Annotated in this window: 9 protein-coding genes; 7 read left to right on the top strand and 2 right to left on the bottom strand. The window is 34.0% G+C overall.

What is annotated here, in order from left to right; all coding sequences use genetic code 11:
• The first annotated feature begins 204 nt into the window (after positions 1–204).
• Positions 205–1,320 carry a DNA-methyltransferase gene (locus GQS07_RS13540; RefSeq protein ID WP_158211278.1) on the top strand — a complete coding sequence of 372 codons (1,116 nt, stop codon included), beginning with the start codon at positions 205–207 and terminating at the stop codon, positions 1,318–1,320.
• 120 nt (positions 1,321–1,440) lie between these two features.
• On the opposite strand, the gene GQS07_RS13535 is transcribed toward GQS07_RS13540, so the two are convergent.
• Positions 1,441–2,019 carry an MjaI family restriction endonuclease gene (locus GQS07_RS13535; RefSeq protein ID WP_158211277.1) on the bottom strand — a complete coding sequence of 193 codons (579 nt, stop codon included), beginning with the start codon at positions 2,017–2,019 and terminating at the stop codon, positions 1,441–1,443.
• A gap of 812 nt (positions 2,020–2,831) precedes the next feature.
• Between GQS07_RS13535 and GQS07_RS13530 the strand changes: the two genes are divergently transcribed.
• Entirely contained in the window at positions 2,832–3,863 is a 1,032-nt protein-coding gene (locus tag GQS07_RS13530; RefSeq protein ID WP_158211276.1) for a hypothetical protein, read from the top strand.
• A gap of 75 nt (positions 3,864–3,938) precedes the next feature.
• Here GQS07_RS13530 and GQS07_RS13805 read toward each other — a convergent pair whose 3' ends face one another.
• Positions 3,939–4,976 (bottom strand): LuxR C-terminal-related transcriptional regulator, encoded by a 1,038-nt coding sequence (locus GQS07_RS13805; protein ID WP_158211275.1) that lies wholly within the window; start codon positions 4,974–4,976, stop codon positions 3,939–3,941.
• Between the two features lie 1,546 nt (positions 4,977–6,522).
• On the opposite strand from GQS07_RS13805, the gene GQS07_RS13520 reads away from it, so the two are divergent.
• The 5 genes from GQS07_RS13520 (at position 6,523) to GQS07_RS13500 (ending at position 18,140) form a co-directional block, all read left to right on the top strand.
• A complete protein-coding gene (locus GQS07_RS13520) occupies positions 6,523–12,921 on the top strand; it encodes a DUF11 domain-containing protein (protein ID WP_158211274.1) in 6,399 nt (2,132 codons plus the stop codon).
• A 35-nt stretch (positions 12,922–12,956) separates the two neighbouring features.
• Positions 12,957–15,182, top strand: coding sequence for a hypothetical protein (locus tag GQS07_RS13515; RefSeq protein WP_158211273.1), 2,226 nt, complete (start codon positions 12,957–12,959; stop codon positions 15,180–15,182).
• A 99-nt stretch (positions 15,183–15,281) separates the two neighbouring features.
• The gene (locus GQS07_RS13510; RefSeq protein WP_158211272.1) at positions 15,282–15,920 is read left to right on the top strand and encodes a hypothetical protein; all 639 of its coding nucleotides are present in this window, start codon (positions 15,282–15,284) and stop codon (positions 15,918–15,920) included.
• A 19-nt stretch (positions 15,921–15,939) separates the two neighbouring features.
• Positions 15,940–17,196, top strand: a complete 1,257-nt coding sequence (locus tag GQS07_RS13505) for a gliding motility-associated C-terminal domain-containing protein (protein WP_317165330.1) — start codon at positions 15,940–15,942, stop codon at positions 17,194–17,196.
• Between the two features lie 11 nt (positions 17,197–17,207).
• A complete protein-coding gene (locus GQS07_RS13500) occupies positions 17,208–18,140 on the top strand; it encodes a type IX secretion system membrane protein PorP/SprF (protein ID WP_158211271.1) in 933 nt (310 codons plus the stop codon).
• The last annotated feature ends 16 nt before the right edge of the window (positions 18,141–18,156 follow it).

The following is an 18,156-nucleotide window of genomic DNA, read 5'->3' as shown; positions in this document are numbered from 1 at the left end:
TTTATTTTCATTTAACTGAAGTTGTAATTTTGCTATTATTAATAGCAGAATTATGTGAAATATTGTAGATGAAAACGTCTACTTTTATATGCAAGTAAGCTATATAATAACTATTTCTTATTTGGCTATAATTTACGAATAGCATATGTAATGAATAATAATAGCTTATTTTTGTAGATTGGATTAGAGAAATAATAGAATTAAATGACAAATCATAACATAAATATTGGTCCTGCACAAAACATGCATCAAATTAAAGATGAGAGTATTGAGTTAGTGGTAACATCACCTCCATACCCTATGATTGAAATGTGGGATGATATAATGGCTAAGCAAAATAAAGATATTTATAAGAAATTTGAAGAAGGTGATTCTTATGCTGTGTATGAGTTGATGCATCTTGAACTTGATAAAGTTTGGGAAGAGGTTTATCGCGTTTTAAAACCAGGTGGAATCGCTTGTGTAAATATTGGTGATGCTACAAGAACTTTAAATAAAAATTTTGCTTTGTATTCAAGTCATAGTAGAATAATACAAAAGTTTATTCAATTAGGAATGGATAATTTACCTAATATCATATGGAGGAAGCAAACTAATGCTCCAAATAAGTTTATGGGATCTGGTATGTTACCTGGTGGAGCATATGTTACTTTAGAGCATGAATGGGTACTAATTTTTCGTAAAGGCGGAAAAAGAGATTTTACAAAGGCTGATGATAAAGCATTAAGACAACAATCTGCTTATTTTTGGGAAGAAAGAAATATATGGTTCTCAGATTTGTGGGATTTAAAAGGAACAACACAACGTATTAATAAGAGTGTGGGGAGAGAAAGAAGTGCTGCTTATCCTTTTGAATTACCTTATCGCTTAATTAATATGTATTCTGTTTATGGAGATACTGTTTTAGATCCTTTTTTGGGAACAGGAACTACAATGTTGGCTGCAATTGGTACAGGAAGAAATAGTATAGGGTATGAGATTGATGAAAGTTTTAAAGAATTGGTTTTTGATAATATATTTTCAAAGGATGTTAATACTTTAAATTCTGTGGTAGTTAATAGAGTTGCTAATCATAAGGCATTTGTGGACAGTAGAAAAAATGACCCTAAAAAATCGGAGTTTAAATATTTTAATGAAAATATTGGTTTAGAGGTAATGACTAAACAAGAATTAAATATTGATTTTAAGTATGTTGAGTCTATTAATTTAGAGAAAGATATAATAAATGTCACTTATACAAGTCTTAAAAATAAACCAGTAAGTATTTTATTAAATAAAGATATTGTGTTGAAAAATGATTTACAAACATCTTTGTTTTGATAAAAAGGAGTTATAGTACTATAACTCCTTTTTTTATATGTTGAGTTTCTCTTAATAATTTTGAAACAGCATTAGTTTAAAATGTAAAACTCTATATATTGTATTGTTGCTATCATTTTTTTAAAAGTCATACTCAACTGTTATACCTGTACTTTTTTTCTCATAAAAAATAATAGGTACTTCAATATTTTCATTAAGATTCTTTACTTTGTAAGTAATAGGTTTAATACTAACTGCTACAGTTCCAATTAATCCATCAATTCCTTGACTTTCTTCGTGTGGTTTTGCTAAACGGTACGTAGTGTTTTTTTCAGAGGCTACAGTTTTTAGTATTGCTTCTTGAAACTTTAATCCTGTAAATGTTTTAACGATAACAAGCTCTTTTACCCATTCTGCAACCATTTCTTCGTCTATCTGAAAGATAACCTCTTTAAGGTTATTTACCATAGCTAATACTTTTTCGGTTGCATTTTCAAGTGCATTTGGGTGTTTTTTTAAATACCATTCTTCCCACTCTTCAAGCTTGTTTGCAGGACATTCTTGGATTAGATCACTCATTTGTCCTACTACTTTTGGTCTTGTGCCTTGAGCATTGGAGTTCGCAAGATTCATTATTTGTGTTGTATATTTTGGGAAATTATATTCTTTACCTGATAAAATTTCTTGTATTTCTGCGTTGCTTATTTTTAATTTAGCCATATTTTCTATAAAAATTACTATATGTTACGTTGTGTGATTATTGTTGTTGAAAAACAAACTTATGCTTACACAATGTACATAATTTAAATGTGTTTTTTATTGCTTTTATAAGTAAAAAACAAATTATTATATTAGCTTTTTAGCGTATAATTTTTTTTGTTTTTATATCTTTTTTGTGCAAGTGAATCTAATTAGGGAAGTTTTAGTCATTGAATTTCCTTGATTTCAAAGACGAGTAGAATAAAAAGGTTGTATGATATTAAAAATTTAAGGAGTAATATAAGGACTGTAATTTCTTTAATTGCCTTTCTTAATCTCAAAAGATCATAAATGCTTGCTCTACTTCGCAATTTAAAATCAGGAATTATTATCTAAGTTAATTTACCAATTATACTTATGTAGTTATTTCAAAGTAAGTTCAGTATTCTACCAAATAAAAAATATCCAAAGTAGCCCTTTTAATTCGCTGACAAATGGCCCAATAAATACAGTACTCACAAAACTGTGATCCTGTGCCCATTGATACCAAAAATACAAAGTCATTACCTGACTTATTATGAGGTATAAATACAAAAGAATTCCCCCAAAACCAACACGATTACGACTACTCATCTGCTTATGTTTATTTGTTAGACTATTTTACACACGCATTTAACACTAAGATAGTGTTGTTTTGCGGTAAAAGAAAAGAGATTTTAGTGAATGGCTTGCATTTTTGAGTAACACCTCCTGAAGCACTACCCCCTAAAACGAACGTTTTTTAATTTGCTTAATACAACGTAGCTTTGCTATAGTAATTTATCCCATCATTTATGAAGATTGAAGCCATACTAAAGAAAACCTTAAAAAGAGATATTGCCAAGGCAACAGTGATGCCTGTAAGGGAGTTAGAAGAAGAGGAAAAAGGTCACTTTATAGCCTTTGTGGATGATGCAGAACACAGCTATGATGTTAGTATTGTGGTACAAGAGGAGGAGGTGAAAGAAATGCAGTGCGACTGTGCTGAAACTACCGCTGTTTGTTTACACAAAATAGCAGTGTTGCTGGCGATGAATACGACCACTACTGGCGAAACAAAATCTACTAAAGCAAAGGGGGGAGGAAGAAAGAAAAAACTGACCGAAAGTGAGGAGTTAATGCTAACTATGGACAAAGAGGTTTTAATGAGCTGGTTGAGTGGGGTGTTTAAAAAGAATAAACCTTTAGAGCAACAGTTTACCTTGACGTTTAGTACTAAAGAAGTGGTTTATACCAAAGAGCAGGTGAAGGAAATTGCAGAACAAGCTATTTTTTCTGTGGCTGGAAAGCGCAAGACTTTAGAGGCGGCTAAGATTAAGAAAGTGCTCGACTTGCTGACTATCGCTTTAGAGCCAATTGATCAATTTGTGGTAATGAATATTAGTAAACCGGTGGCTTTTGATATATTCACAGGCTTTTTAGATACGATATATGCTTTTGATAAACGCATTACACATTACAGTAAACGCATTGGTACGTATGTAGATCAGTATATTGAAAAGTTTGCTCTGTCTATCAACAATATTCAAGATGAAAAAGTGTGGGAGCAGTTGGTTAAAGCGTATTTTGATACCCTGTTTAAAGGGGTAAAGAAGGGAAATAAGCGCTATAATTATATTTTAGCACAACAGCTCTACCTAACAGGTACAAAGCCTCAAAAACTCTTTTATGGGGATTTGCTAAACGGGATGCTTTCTGTTACGAAGTTTAATCGCTACGATTTTGAACCTGAGTTTACAGAATTCTTGTTGAAAGTAGCGTTAGAGGAGGACTTCTTTGAAGAGGTGCGCCCATTCTTTAAGCGATTTACTTTTGAGGGATATTAAAAATAAATAAGGAAATATAAAAAGGCTAACACGATACTTCGTTGTTAGCCTTTTATTTTTGGAAACTGTAAGGTGTTACCAATCTTTTAAAGCAAATACTTGTGGTCTTGAATTAACATTTAGCTTCAAGTAAATATTGCTGATGTGATATTTTGTTGTACTTAAGGATATGTTGAGCTCGCTGGCAATTTCTTTGTTGCTCATACCATCCCAAATGTGATAGAGTACGTGTAGTTCTCTTTCTGTAAGCTTGTAATTAGCTTTTAAGTATTCACATAGGTTTTCTTGATGGTCTTTTAAAGAAACTGTTTCTGCTTCTTTTATAGCTTTGGCTTTCTTTTCTTCAATCAGTAGTTCGTGGTAGTTCTTTAGCAAAGCCACGTACTGAGAAATAACAACCTGATTTTCGATATTCCTGTTTTGAAACTTTTTGATAAGCACATAATTATTGATAATGCTAAACAAGATGATTAGGATAGCTACTACTTTTAAGGCACTGATAGAGTTTGTAAACTCTTCTATACTTTCAAATAATTTTGTTTGCGTGAAACAGATGGTATAAAACTTAATCAGTAAAATGATTAAGATAGGGTATAGAAGGTATTTTCCAGTCTTGCTTAGCTTGTAGATACAATATTGCGTTAGTGCAAATATGATTACAATAGACACCGTTAGTAGGGGAGACATAGCAGGGTTAGCCAAGAAATTTGAAAAATAAAAGGCTATACCAATAAGGGAAATAGCGGTAAATATTTTAAGCTCGTATTTAAAGAATAGCTTTTTAGTCTTGAAAGGGAAGTAAGTAGATAGCAAAAGGGAGGTAAGCATTAAAATAGCAATAATAATTCCCGTTTGTATGTAATTGTCAAACAACTCCGGCTTTAGGGTTGTGTATGATTGAACATCGCCAATTATAAAATAACAAGTGATTAAAATTTGTATTATAAAGTAAAGGCGCCACTTGCGCTCTTTGAAGATTTTATAAATCACTAAAGTTGACATTAGACACAAGACAACCATTCCATAGAATAATCCTGATATAAAGTAATTCATTGCAACCATTGGTACTGCGACGAAGGGATTTAATTCTATAGATAAAAGTGTTGGTAACATAGCGTGGGATAAATAAATCTCCTTGATAGAGAGTATTGAGTTTAATCCCGTGAATACAAATGTTTTGATACTACACGTATTACCACATAATTCGTGGGTAATTGTAGTTATGAAATTGGTAGAAAACGAAAAGGCTTTACTACAGATTTGAAAGAGTGGGATAGCAGCAATTACTGCTATTATTGAGCATACCACTATAAGGGAATGGTATAATTTATTTTTCGACCCCATTAAACTTAAATTTTTAACTAAAACAATTCTTTATCAAGTAAACATAAAATTACAATTATACCTCTTAGCCTTTGGTATTACTGGTTTTATGCTACATTGAAGTTACGACAATTTGTGAGATAATGAAAGTAATCAAAGAAAGCAATTTAAACTACACGTGGTGATTGTAATAATTGTGAAACTACTCGCTATTTATATCTACTTATCTAATTGTCTTTTTTACAGGTTGCTGTCTAAAATACTTAATTATCATAGTTTTCTTTTACCTAAGTATCGAATTTATCTATGAAAAAAGCTTGACAGCCGGAGAGTGTTATTGTTTCCGTGTTGTTAAAACGGGAAGATTGTTTTGTTTAATGTGTTTGTTTTCAGTGTTTTGTGTGTTTTGTATCATGGTTTTTGATCATATATTTTGGTGACGCAATATATACCTTTTTCTACTAATAATGATTATTTTTTATGTAAATTTTTCCCCAATGTTTTGTTGATAAATTAGTTACTTATTTATTATTGGTTATAGTGAGGTTGTAATTCTGTAATTATTGTGTTTATTCATTAGAATTTAACATAAAAAATAAGGGTGATTAGCTTATATATAATAATGTGCTTTTTATAAATAGAGATTCTTTATTTCTACTTTATTAAGGAAGATGCTTTTCGATTTACGGGTGTGAATGCTTCCTTTTTTTACTGCAAATTTCTTACTAACGAACAATAATTTTAAAAGCCATAAGTCATTTATGGTAAGTGTAAATTATAATAATGACATTTTTAGTCGCCGGGTATATTGAGTAGGTAAGTTGTAATTTTTATCACAAAGCTTTGTTTCTGTTTCCTTTTTGTGAAGGTTTTTTACAGGGATGAGAATTGTGAAAAATGTTTCTGACCAAAAGACGGCCTTTTTATGATTTATTGAATTGCTGTGTTCCTCGCTTTATGAAGAGCAACAGTTTTAAAACTATTTATTATTCACCTAAAAGTTGGTATGGAGAAACTGAACAGAATTAAAACAGAAACTTAGACAGGGTAGTGTAGGCTTTGCTAAGAAAATGACAAATCTACACAGGACTCTTTTGATCAGACGAGTAGTAAGCCTGTTAATGGATAGCATAACAGGGATACTTTGGCCTAATAGACCACCACAATTCACAATTTCTATAGGCAAAACACCAGGCCAGGTAGTATTAAAATACTAATAGTGTACTGTGTTTTTTTAAGAGCGAAAGAGAGAGAATCTGTTTTTGCATTGTTATCACAAGCAATTGCAATTACAACACAACAAAAAACAAAACTCAAACACATTAACAAACAACAAATGAAAAACAAAACTACTTTTCTTCTTTGGAAGAGGTTAATAATATTTTTAGTACTGCTCGTACCACTGACGTATGGGTATGGACAGGAAAAGGTTTATGCTAAGAGTGCTATTTTTGGAACAAATAACAAAATAACTGTTTTGGGGATAGGTTCATATAAACCAACTACTGATAAAAATATAGCTAATGTTATAGATGTAGATAAGGCTGTTGATAAGAATCTAGATTCATTCGCAAGTCTATTCGCAACTAATATAGCAGTTGTCGTTGGAGCGAATGGTGAAGCATGGATTCAAACTAATTTCGAAACCGCAGTTCCTGCAAACACAGTAGCTTATGTAAAAGTATCAGCACCAATCAACAAGGGAGCAAATTTAGATTTAGGGAAGTTAGTAGGCGGATTATTAGGGGTGTTAGGTTCTAATTTAATTGTAGAAGCTTATGAGAATGATACTACTGCACTTAATAGTAAAGATGTAATTGTTGATTTCTCTGAAACAGCTAATGGAGATTTATATTTAGCTATTTCTGCGAGTAAGCCCTTTAAAGGGGTGAGAGTAAGTTTAAGAGCAGAGGGAAGTATTTTAAACTTATTAGGTGGAAATAAATTAGAAATGAACGTGTATGAAGCGTTCTATTATAAAGGGGATAATTCATGTGGTAAGCCCGTATCTACAGCCATAGAAGCTAAAGGGTTAAAGATTGATTTGCTTGGAGGGCTTTTTGAATTAATCGGAACTAAAGAGTTTTCTAAATCTATTGATAACGATGTAAATTCTTATTCAATTCTAAAATCAGGTAATTTCTTAAATGTTGGTGTAGGTGGTCATTTGTCACAATATTTTAATTTCCCAACTACTTCAGCAGCAGATGCTACATTCAATATAAAGATTGGAGCAAATGAAAGTTTCTTAGATTTGAATGTGATTAATGCCTTAGAAGTAAGAGCTTATAACAAGAATCAGTTGGTGTATAATCGCTCTTTGAGTGGTGGTTTATTAAATGGTACTGACTTACTAACATTGCTTAGCGGAAAAGAGTCTTCTATATTGACGTTTGCGCCAGGAAAAGCATTTGACAAAGTTGAGTTACGCATTAATACAGCTATTGGCGTGGGATTAGCTAATGGTGGTTTGTGTATTTATGACGTTGAAAGATATGATGGTAAAACATGTGTTAATCCGCAAGTAGTTGTACCTGCACCAACTGCTGTACCTTTTGAAACGGCAAGTTGTGCTACGTCAATTATAGATTTTGAAAATGTTGATTTTGCAACAAATGCCATAGATGGTAATAATGAAACGTATGCTTCACTAATTGCAAGTGCGGGCTCTTTACTTTCGTCTTTACCTGCACATGGTATGATTCAAATGGGGTATGATACTACTGTGCCTGCTTATACAACTTCTTATATCCGCATTGATTCGCAAGATGAGGTGTTAGGGAAATTGTTAGGTGGTACTTTAGGTAAGGCATTAGATGCTGTAGTAGGTACTTTAATTGGTAATTCTTATTTTGAAGTGGAGGCATATAACGGTAGTACATCAGTTGCTAAAACGACAAGTCAGAATGGTTTTGCTGGAACTACGGGAGGTAAAATGACGGTAGTACAAGATAAAATTGGTAGATACTACTTAGCTGTTACTCCTAGTTCATCTTATAATAGTATAAAGGTTACAAATAAAGTGTCGAGTATTCCAAATGGAGAAACGCGTACTTTAAAAGTATATAATATGTGTCGTGAGATAGGTACTGATGCGTGTTTTGCACCACAGTTTACTTCTTATGACCAAAAGGGGGTGACTCTAAGTTTAGGTAAGTTAGGTGAGGCTGGAGCAAAAAATCCATATAAAGCAATTAGCGATAACTCATCTGAGTATTCTGAGATTAGTACAGGGCTTATAACGCTTGGTGGTTCTGTAGGACAGATGGTTTATTTTAATACGCCTTCTCAAATTGGTGATGAACTTCAAGTGCGCTTACAATTAGATCCTACGTCTTTGGCAAGTATTAACTTAATTGGAAGTTATAAGGTTAAAACGTATTTAGGAGATAAAGAGCAAGAAACATTTGGACTGCAACAAGGATTAGTAAACAACCTTGATTTATTGAGTTTGTTTAAGTCAGGGGGAATTCAAACACTAAAATTTGACACAAGAAAAACATTTGATAGGGTAGAGATAAATGCCTTTGCTGGGGTTAATGTGTCTGTTACTCCTGCTATTAGATTATATGGGGTGAAAAGAGTGAATGATGCTTGTCCGGTTACTACGGGGGTATCGCCTTTTATTTCGCCAGTTTGTGCTACTACTTTAATAGGAGCTGAAAATGCAAATGACATCAATAACTTGTTTGATGGGAATTTTGATTCGTACACTACACTTCAATCTGGGGCTGGTATTTTATTGGGATTAGGAAAAATGGAAGGGTATGTAGAATTGGGATATGAAAATTCGGTAAAGGCTAATGTTACTTCGTATGTAAGAATTGATTTTGAAAGTGATAAGTTAAAAGCTTTACTGGGCGGTAGTTTAGGTAATGTTGTAGCAGGTTTATTGAATAATGTTTTATTAGGAGATCACTATTTTAAAGTAGAGGTAAAGGATTCTAAAGGAAGAACGGTTTTAGAAGAAGGAAGTCAGGCTGTAACATCTTCATTTAAAAATGGAAAAATTAGAGTTATAGTTGATGCTTTAGGGCGTACGTATTTAGCAATTACACCTTCTAAAGAATATAAGTCAATTAAAATTACGGATGTTTCTAAAGCATTGGTTGGTGCTACTGCTGCTCCAAATTCAATGAATGTGTACGGAATGTGTTATGAAACAGGAAGTGATACTTGTGCGCCTGCTTTTGCAACTTCTTATGAATATGATGGTCTTGGTTTATCAGTGAATGATTTAGGAAAGGCTGGTGTTACAAATCCGGAATGGGCTATTAATGAAAATACAACTAATTTCTCTCAAATCAGTTTGGGTACATTGGGTGTTGGTGCTTCAGTAAAACAGTTTATTTATTTCAATACACTTTCTGTGCCTAATGACGTAACTAAAATACGCTTAAAAGTAGGTCAGGGTGGGGTAACTGTTCCTTTGTTAGAAAGCTTAGAAATTATTGCTTACAACGGGGATGCGAAAGTAGCAACCTTGGATTGGAAAAATGGATTAGTAGAAGGAGTTGATGTGTTAAGCTTAATTAACGCTGGAAACGTTCTTGATATTCCATTTAAAGTAGCTGGTCGTTATGATCGTATTTCGGTTGGAATTAAAAACGTGTTAAACGTTGGTGTTTTCCCTCCTGTTGAATTGTACGGTGTAACGCGTAGCTGTTCTGTGTATGCATCTTCTGATGTAGTAAGCTGGAAGTCTTATAAAGTTGATGGTATTTCAAAAACGACTACTGTAAAAGGTGGAGAAATGGTTGAATATACAATCCACGTAAAAAATAATGGTACAGCTTCATTGCTTGGGTTTACGGTTAGTGATGAACTTCCAAAAGGACTGACTTTCATAAGTGGAGGAGATTTTTACAATGGAAAGGTTCACTTTACAAGTGATGTGGAACTGAAAGTAGGAAGTACGACTGCATTTACATTTAAAGCTAAAGTAAATGACAATTTAGAAGGAATTGATGTTATTAAAAATATTGCTGTGGTTAGAGTTAACCAGACAGGTGATGAGATTCCTTCATTTCCGCCAACAGATAATAATAAACCAACTACACCTGATACAACAAAGAAACCAGGTACTGAGATTGGGGTAACACCAAATTACGATGTTGCTATTACTAAGACAGGAAGTAGTAATGGAGTAAATAGCAACCAGGCTTTGGTTGGAGATGAATTGACATATTTAATTACGGTAAAAAATACAGGTAATAAAGACTTAAAGTCGTTTGTGATTCAAGATGTAATTAGCGAGGCTGTACCTGCTGTAATTGAGATTATTGACAATGGTGGTGGTATAGTAGATGGCAATAAAATTACATACAAAATAGGGGTACTTAAAGTAGGTGAGTCGATTGACTTTACGTTAAAGACGAAAGTTAACAATGCTCCTTCAGCGAATGAAGTAGTGAATAAGGCAGTAGTTACTTATAAGAATACTCAAGGAGTAGAAGAATCAAAAGAAGTTGAGTATAAGTTGTCTACGAATTGTAAGCCAATTGATAATAAATATATAGTAATAGAAGGAGGGGGTACTGGAAAAAATGCTGTATGCTACGGTACTGTAGTAGAGTTAAAAGCTAAGTTATATGGACTTGGGAAACCAAAATTAGATAACCCAATTTTCAAATGGTATAAGACGAAAGACAGAACAGATGTACCACAAATAGGATCATCTATTACTGTTACTGCTTTAGTTAATACAACTTACTATGTAACCGTAGAGGACTTTGGATATTGTTTCCAAGGGGATGCTGCTGAAGTGAAAGTAGAATTACTTCCAATGCCAGCAAAACCAACTGTAAACGGAAAAAGTGAGGTGATTTGTTCAGGCGACGAGAGAATTCTAACGGTAAATGAGAAAGCTGAATTTTATCAATGGTATTTGAATGGCGTTGCAATTGAGGGTAATGTAGATAAAAATGCAACTACAGAAGAACAAGAAAAAGAAGCAAAAAGAGGAAAAGAAAAGACTTTTATAGCTGATCAGCCTGGGGTTTATACAGTGCGTATTAAGAATAAAGAGGCTTGTTTTTCTGAACCATCTGATCCAATTGTGATAGAATATAATCCAGTGCCAGAATTAGAAATAGAAGGAGGAAATAGGAGAGGATTAAAGTTTGATCCTGGAAGCAATACATCAGTTTCTATCAAATTACCAGCAGTATATACAAATGGTTCAAATGTAGTGTGGCATGACCATACTGGTAAAAAGTTAAAAACAGGTGATATAGTTGAATTTACAGCTCCTGGTATTTACACCTTAACAGTATCAAGTGAGTCAAGTAATGGTTGTGCAACTTTTGAAAGTTTGGTTGTAAACGTATGGGATAGTTCAGTTTGTCCTCCATTAACAGAGCGTGTATATGCTACGGGTGTTGGGAACTGGAAAACAACGTGGTTTACTACTTTAGGTGGTTTTGTGGCAGGTAAAGAAAATGCAACAGACACAGATCCAACCACACACTCTACTATTTCTACGACTGTAGCTTTACTTGGATTAGGGACTACTTGGCAGAATATTTATTTTGATGGAGATCAACCTGTTCCAGCAGGTACGCCAGTTACCATTAAGTTAGGTAAGGAGTATAGCGGATTGGTATTGGCAGGAGGAATGTCGGTTGTAGGGCTTGATGCAAATGGTAAGAGAATTGGAGCTATTAAACCAGTTGCAGGAGGAGTACTTGATTTATTAGCTTCTGACAACGTATTTGAATACACATTTGTTCCTTCTGATAAGAATGGAGCTCAAGCGTATCACGGGGTTCAAATTTCCTTAGGTGCTTTAGTTGGGGTAGCTCAATTGGCAAAAGTATATGGAGTGTACTACGAGAAGCGAGTAGATGCTTTTAGCCCTGGATATTGTGCTCCTGTTACAACAGGTGTTCACGAATCTGTGTTAGACGTGCTTCACGGAGTACAAGATATCGGTTTAGGAGTAGCAAGTGCTACGGCTTCTGTTTCTCATGCGTGGAATGCTGTTGATGATGATTTAGAAACGTATGCAATGATTTCAAGAGGGGTAGCTGTAGCCAATATGGCAAGTTTAACCGTAGTGTTTAAACAACAAGCTGTACCTGGTGATAAGCTACATATCATTACAGAAGTACCAGGTAACCCTGTATTGAGTTTAGAGTTGATTAAAGGATATAAAATCCAACGTTACCTCGGAGATCAAAAGGTAGGTGAAGAAATTGATGGTACGGGAGGAGTAAAAGTAATTGACTTAAAACTATTAGGGATTGGTTACAAGAACAAATTTAAAATGATCATTGATGAGGTTGATGAGCCGTTTGATAGGGTTAAGATCTCATATGGTAGTATCGTTGGGGTTTTAGGAAACTTCACAAAAGTGTATGAGGTGAGTATCGCTCCAAAGATTGACTTGGGAAGTAATTTTGACATTGAAAAAGATACAAAGGACATCTGTAATAGTGGTGTGTTAGAAATTTTGCCAAGTGACGCTTGTAGTACTTACAAGATTTTTACCCAAGAAAAAGGCGGGGATGAGCTTACGGATTTAGGTAATAATAAATTTAAAATGCCAGGTAAGATTACGCCTATTGAAGAGGTAGATGATGATGGAAAACCTACTGGAGTATTGTATGAGGTAATATTTGTACAGACGTATAGAAATGGTTGCTTAGTAGGTAGAAGAATACCTATTAAGGTAAAAACAAAAAACTGTTCAGTTAAATCAAACTTGAACGTAACACACAAAATTAAAATATAAACAACAATAGTAATAACACAAACACTTTATTAGACATGAAAAAAATTACGTTAATCGCAGCATTGTTAGGATCAGTTTATTTCGCTAACGCACAGGTAGGTATCGGGACACCTGATCCTGCTGTTTCAGCTGAACTTGAGATTTTCTCTACCACTAAAGGTTTATTGATTCCGAGAGTTGAATTGACAGACATAAAAATTTATAAACCAATAGAAGGTAGTCAAGTAGAAAGTCTTTTGGTTTACAATATAAATGAAGTAAATGAAGTAAAAGATGCAACAGATAATAACATAATAACATTACCTAAAGGTTTCTACTACTGGGATGGTGCTAAATGGAATAGAATAGTTAGTAAATCAGAGTTAGATAAAGCAATTGAAAATTTAGGTGATAACATCACTAAAATTGGAGCTGACGTAACTAACCTTAAAAACTTGATTAACTATATCGTTCCTACTAACCCAGGAAATGTAGATAGCGATGGTAAACCAGTAGCTGGAGAAAGTCATACTACAATTGTATATGATCCTAAGACTGGAGAAATGTCTTATGTAACTTATGATGTAACAAGTAAAACATATAAGACTGAGAAAATCAATTTAACGAATATGATTCGCGGAATTGAGACAAATACTTTCTTTATTGAGCTTAAAGATAATAATGGTAAAGTAACAGGCTATGTATATTTTAATGAAGCTGCAATTACAAAAGCAATTGAAGAGGCATTAAAAATAGATCCTAAGGCTACTGAAGCTGATATTATCAAGGGATTAAATGCAAAAACACCAGGCGCTATTACAATTGACGTAAAAGAAGTTGTTGTAAATAACATCAAAGAGATTTTAGAGTCTAACCCTAATATTACTATACAAGTTGATGGTAAGGATAAAACGTTTACTACAGTAGAAGAGTATTTACAATACATCACTCAGTTCTCTGAAGGAAATGTTATCTATACACAAATTGAAGATCCTAATGATGCAAATAAGAAAATTTGGGCATTCCAATATTATGATGCAACTACAAAAGCGTATAAAACAATTAACTTAAATGAGTTAGTAGCAGCTGCTGAGACTAAAACTTCAATTGTTACTTACAACAATAAGCAGTATTATTTGTCTGAGTCTTACATTAATGGAGGAGGAGAAGTAGATGTAACTAAGTGGACTGCAGTGCCAGCTGGTGCAATTCATATTGATGTTGTAGGGGGAGTAATCAATAATATTGAAGAAATCTTAACTACTCCAGGAAATATTACTATACAAGTTGATGGTAAGGATAAAACGTTTACTACAGTAGAGGAGTATTTACAATACATCACTCAGTTCTCTGAAGGGAATGTTATCTATAAAGAAATTGAGGTTGATAAAGATCCAAGTGACCCAAATCAAGGAAAAGAAAAAGTTTGGGTATTCCAATATTATGATGCAGCTACAAATGAGTATAAAACGATTAACTTAAATGATTTAGTAAAAGGAGCTGAGACTAAAACAGCAATTACAAGAACTGAAGCTGAGGTTGATGGTAAGTTAAAAGATTATGCTAAAGTAAATGCGCCAGTAGATGTAAACGTTAAAAAAGGAGAGATCTTTTATAAATACGACAATGAAGCAGGGCAGCCTGATTATATCAATATGACAGGAGATATTCTATCGTCTATTGAGAATAATGAGGATATCAAAAATGCAATCACAAATGTATTAAACGCTGGTGGTAACGTGTATTATGGTGACCACGATGGTGATGATAAAAATTCAGCTGTAACTGATAAATCGCCACACGTTTTCTATCAAGTTGTTTATAATGATACAACTAAAAAATATGAAAATAAGGAGATTGACTTACCTCTTTCTATGTTAACTAAGGTGATTAACAAGTATAAAGATGTTGTTAAAAAAGCTTTAGGAGATAATATTACAAATGTAGGAGATATTGTTTTAACAGGAAATGTGTATAACGGTCGTTATGTGTATTTAGCTAAAGGAACAACTAAAGCAGGTAAAGAAGTTGCTGGTACTTGGGTTAATTCTGCAAGAACAACAGGGGTTGATTTACCTAAAGCAACTGATGATTTGGCTATTAAAGGAATACTTTCAATTAAATTAATGAAAGGAGATATTGTTGTTGCTAATAGCGCTACTGATATTAAATTATTAGGTACTAAAGTTGAATTTAACATCGGTATGGGATCACAATTCATAGTTGTTCCTACAGGAGACTATGACGTAGTAGTTGAATACACAGGTGATTTGGTAAAATAGCCTTAGTGACAACTTCAAACTCAAAACAACAAGATAATTAAAAAAAGGAAGTACAACTCACCACTTGTACTTCCTTACACTTAAACTCAAAATGACATTATGAAAAAAATATATTTAGGATTTGCATTTACTTTACTAACGACTTTAGGATTTGCACAAACTAAAATTGGAGTGGCGGGAGCTAATAATACTCCAGATGTTAATGCAAATGCAGTTTTAGAGTTAGATGCTACAAATAAAGGTCTTTTATTACCTCGTTTAGCATTAGAAAAAACAACAGACGCTACACCTTTAAACGAACACGTAGCAGGTATGACTGTTTATAATACCAGTAAAGTTAATGATGTAGTGCCTGGGTTTTATTATAACGATGGTACGAAGTGGCAACAAATGGTAACAACAGATAATAAGGCTGTGAAATTTTTCTATATGCCTTCTATTGTTTTTGATACGTCAACAGTAACGGCTGATAAACTAGAAGAGAAAGACTTATATGCTGAGTACACAAAGCAGTTTGGTTTAAAAGGGAATGCTGTAGGAAGTACAGGTGCTCCTATGGCAGATAAAGGTGGTATTCCTCATTTCCCAAACGCAACGGATTTGTACTATTATGTAACTGATTACGATAAGACAACATTTGATGAAATCGTAATTGATGAGAAGGGTTTAATGAAGTATAAAGTTATTGGTACGGGGAGTGCTTATTCAATTATGAACATCGTGTTTGTAGTAAAATAGTGAACTATAAAAGAGCGACATGATGAAAATTAATTATAACACACTCTTAGTAGTTCTATCTCTTACTCCGTTAGGTACGATGGCGCAAACAGTGAATAAAGGGCAGCTATATGTAAAGGCTGGCTCACTGCTTTCTACGCATTATGATTTTGAAAATAAGGCTAAAGCGGATTTTAAAAATAACGGAACTTTTATGGTGCATAAACACCTGACTAATGAAGGGAGTTTTGATTATAAGGGGATTACACCAGAAGGGAAAACTATTCTGATGGGTAAGACTACACAGGTAATAGTGGGTGATAGCCTGACTAAGTTTAACGATTTAGTGCTAGACAATGCTACAGAGAAGATGGCTTTTGATATTCAAAACAATATGATTGTGGCGGGTAAGGCTGATTTTTTAAATGGTATTGGAAAGGTTGATAAAAACAAAGGAGCCGTTACTTTTTTAGATAAAGCAGAAGCTGCTAATCCATCGGATAAGAGTCACCTGGAAGGAGCTGTTGAAAAGGAGGGTAAAAGCGATTTTACTTTTCCTATTGGCGACCAAGGAATGTATCGCCCAGCGGGAACGTCAATGGTTAAGTCAAATAAAGATATATTCTCTGCAGAGTATATTTACAAGGATAAGCCATTTTTTGATGAACGTACAAAAAAGGCAGGGGTTATTCAATTAGTGGATAATATGGAGTACTGGATTATAAAAAAGAGGGACAATAAGCAAGAGAATGCGATTGTTACTTTGAGTTATGACAAGCGTACTACACCGGCTGAATTGTTGTTAGAAGCAGATAAAAACCTACGCATTGTTCGCTGGAACGAAAAGGATAAGATGTGGGTAGATGAAGGAGGAATTGTGGATGAGGCTAATCAAACAGTTACAACACCTATTGCAGTAGAAGATGTGGGGTACTTTACCTTAGCTACTGTTAAGACGGATTGGATGTTGGATGGCGAGGTTGTGATATACAACTTTGTATCTGTAAATGGTACAGGACACAATGAGTTTTTCCGCATTGATAACTTGAACAAATATCCAGATAACCGCGTGGAAATATATAATCGTTGGGGAGTTAAAGTTTACGAAACAACGAATTATAACAGTAATGGAAATGTCTTTAAAGGCTATTCTGAGGGTAGGGTAACAATGAATAAAAATGAGAAGTTGCCATCGGGTACTTATTACTTTGTGGTAACGTATGAGTATCCGGATAAATCTACAGGGGCTTCTCGTAGAATTAAAAAAACAGGATACCTACACTTAGAATCTAATTAATGAAAAGACAGATGAATTACAATTCAATACTAAAAAAAGTGGGCTTGTGCTTGGTATGTTTAGCTACAGCCCAACAAACTTTTGGTCAACAAGATCCTCAATATACTCAGTATATGTACAATCCCTCTAACGTAAACCCTGCTTATGCGGGGTCTACAGGGGCGCTTTCTCTTTTTGGACATTATCGCGCACAATGGGTAGGACTGGATGGGGCTCCTAAAACAGCTCATCTATCTGCTCATAGTCCGATAGGCGATTCTAAATTGGGAATTGGAGGTACGTTTACCAATGATAAATTAGGGGTGATGACAGAGAATAATATCTCGTTAGACATGTCATACACTATAGACGTAAACCGCGATTTTAAATTGGCATTTGGTGTGAAAGCTACTGCTAATTTACTTGATGTGGAGTACGATAAACTACACGCTTATGATCCTTCTGCTGCGGAGTTGGCAAACAATATCAAGAATAAATTTAACCCGAATGTTGGGGCTGGTTTGTACTTGTATTCTGACAAAGCGTATGTGGGATTGTCTGTGCCTAATTTCTTGACAACTGATCGCTATGACGATAATGAGATTACCGTGATGAGTCAGAAAGCACACTTCTATGTAATGGGAGGGTATGTGTTTGAGTTAAATCCAAGCTTGAAGTTTAAGCCTGCTTTTTTAGCAAAGGCTGTATCGGGAGCGCCATTGCAAGTGGACTTAACAGCTAATTTCTTGTTTATAGACAAGTTTACTGTGGGAGCTGCTTACCGATGGGATGCTTCAGTGAGTGGTTTGGTCGGGTTTCAAGTTAATCCAAACTTAATGATTGGTTATTCTTACGATGCTGATACTACTAAGTTGGCTAATTACAATTCTGGTTCACACGAGTTTTTCTTGAAGTTTGATATTTTTAATCACAAGACAAAATTGAATACACCGAGATTCTTCTAATACTAAACGATGTGAT

Origin of the sequence: Myroides phaeus (genome assembly GCF_009799805.1) — a bacterium.
GTDB classification, from domain to species: Bacteria; Bacteroidota; Bacteroidia; order Flavobacteriales; family Flavobacteriaceae; genus Flavobacterium; species Flavobacterium phaeum_A.
The sequence above is the reverse complement of the archived record's forward strand: the minus strand, read 5'-3'. Positions and strand labels throughout refer to the sequence as shown.

Coding starts and splice junctions, on each gene's coding strand:
- GQS07_RS13515 (WP_158211273.1), top strand. CDS start 12,957: ATGAAAAAAATTACGTTAATCGCAGCATTGTTAGGATCAGTTTATTTC.
- GQS07_RS13510 (WP_158211272.1), top strand. CDS start 15,282: ATGAAAAAAATATATTTAGGATTTGCATTTACTTTACTAACGACTTTA.
- GQS07_RS13500 (WP_158211271.1), top strand. CDS start 17,208: ATGAATTACAATTCAATACTAAAAAAAGTGGGCTTGTGCTTGGTATGT.
- GQS07_RS13530 (WP_158211276.1), top strand. CDS start 2,832: ATGAAGATTGAAGCCATACTAAAGAAAACCTTAAAAAGAGATATTGCC.
- GQS07_RS13520 (WP_158211274.1), top strand. CDS start 6,523: ATGAAAAACAAAACTACTTTTCTTCTTTGGAAGAGGTTAATAATATTT.
- GQS07_RS13535 (WP_158211277.1), bottom strand. CDS start 2,019: ATGGCTAAATTAAAAATAAGCAACGCAGAAATACAAGAAATTTTATCA.
- GQS07_RS13540 (WP_158211278.1), top strand. CDS start 205: ATGACAAATCATAACATAAATATTGGTCCTGCACAAAACATGCATCAA.
- GQS07_RS13805 (WP_158211275.1), bottom strand. CDS start 4,976: ATGTTACCAACACTTTTATCTATAGAATTAAATCCCTTCGTCGCAGTA.
- GQS07_RS13505 (WP_317165330.1), top strand. CDS start 15,940: ATGATGAAAATTAATTATAACACACTCTTAGTAGTTCTATCTCTTACT.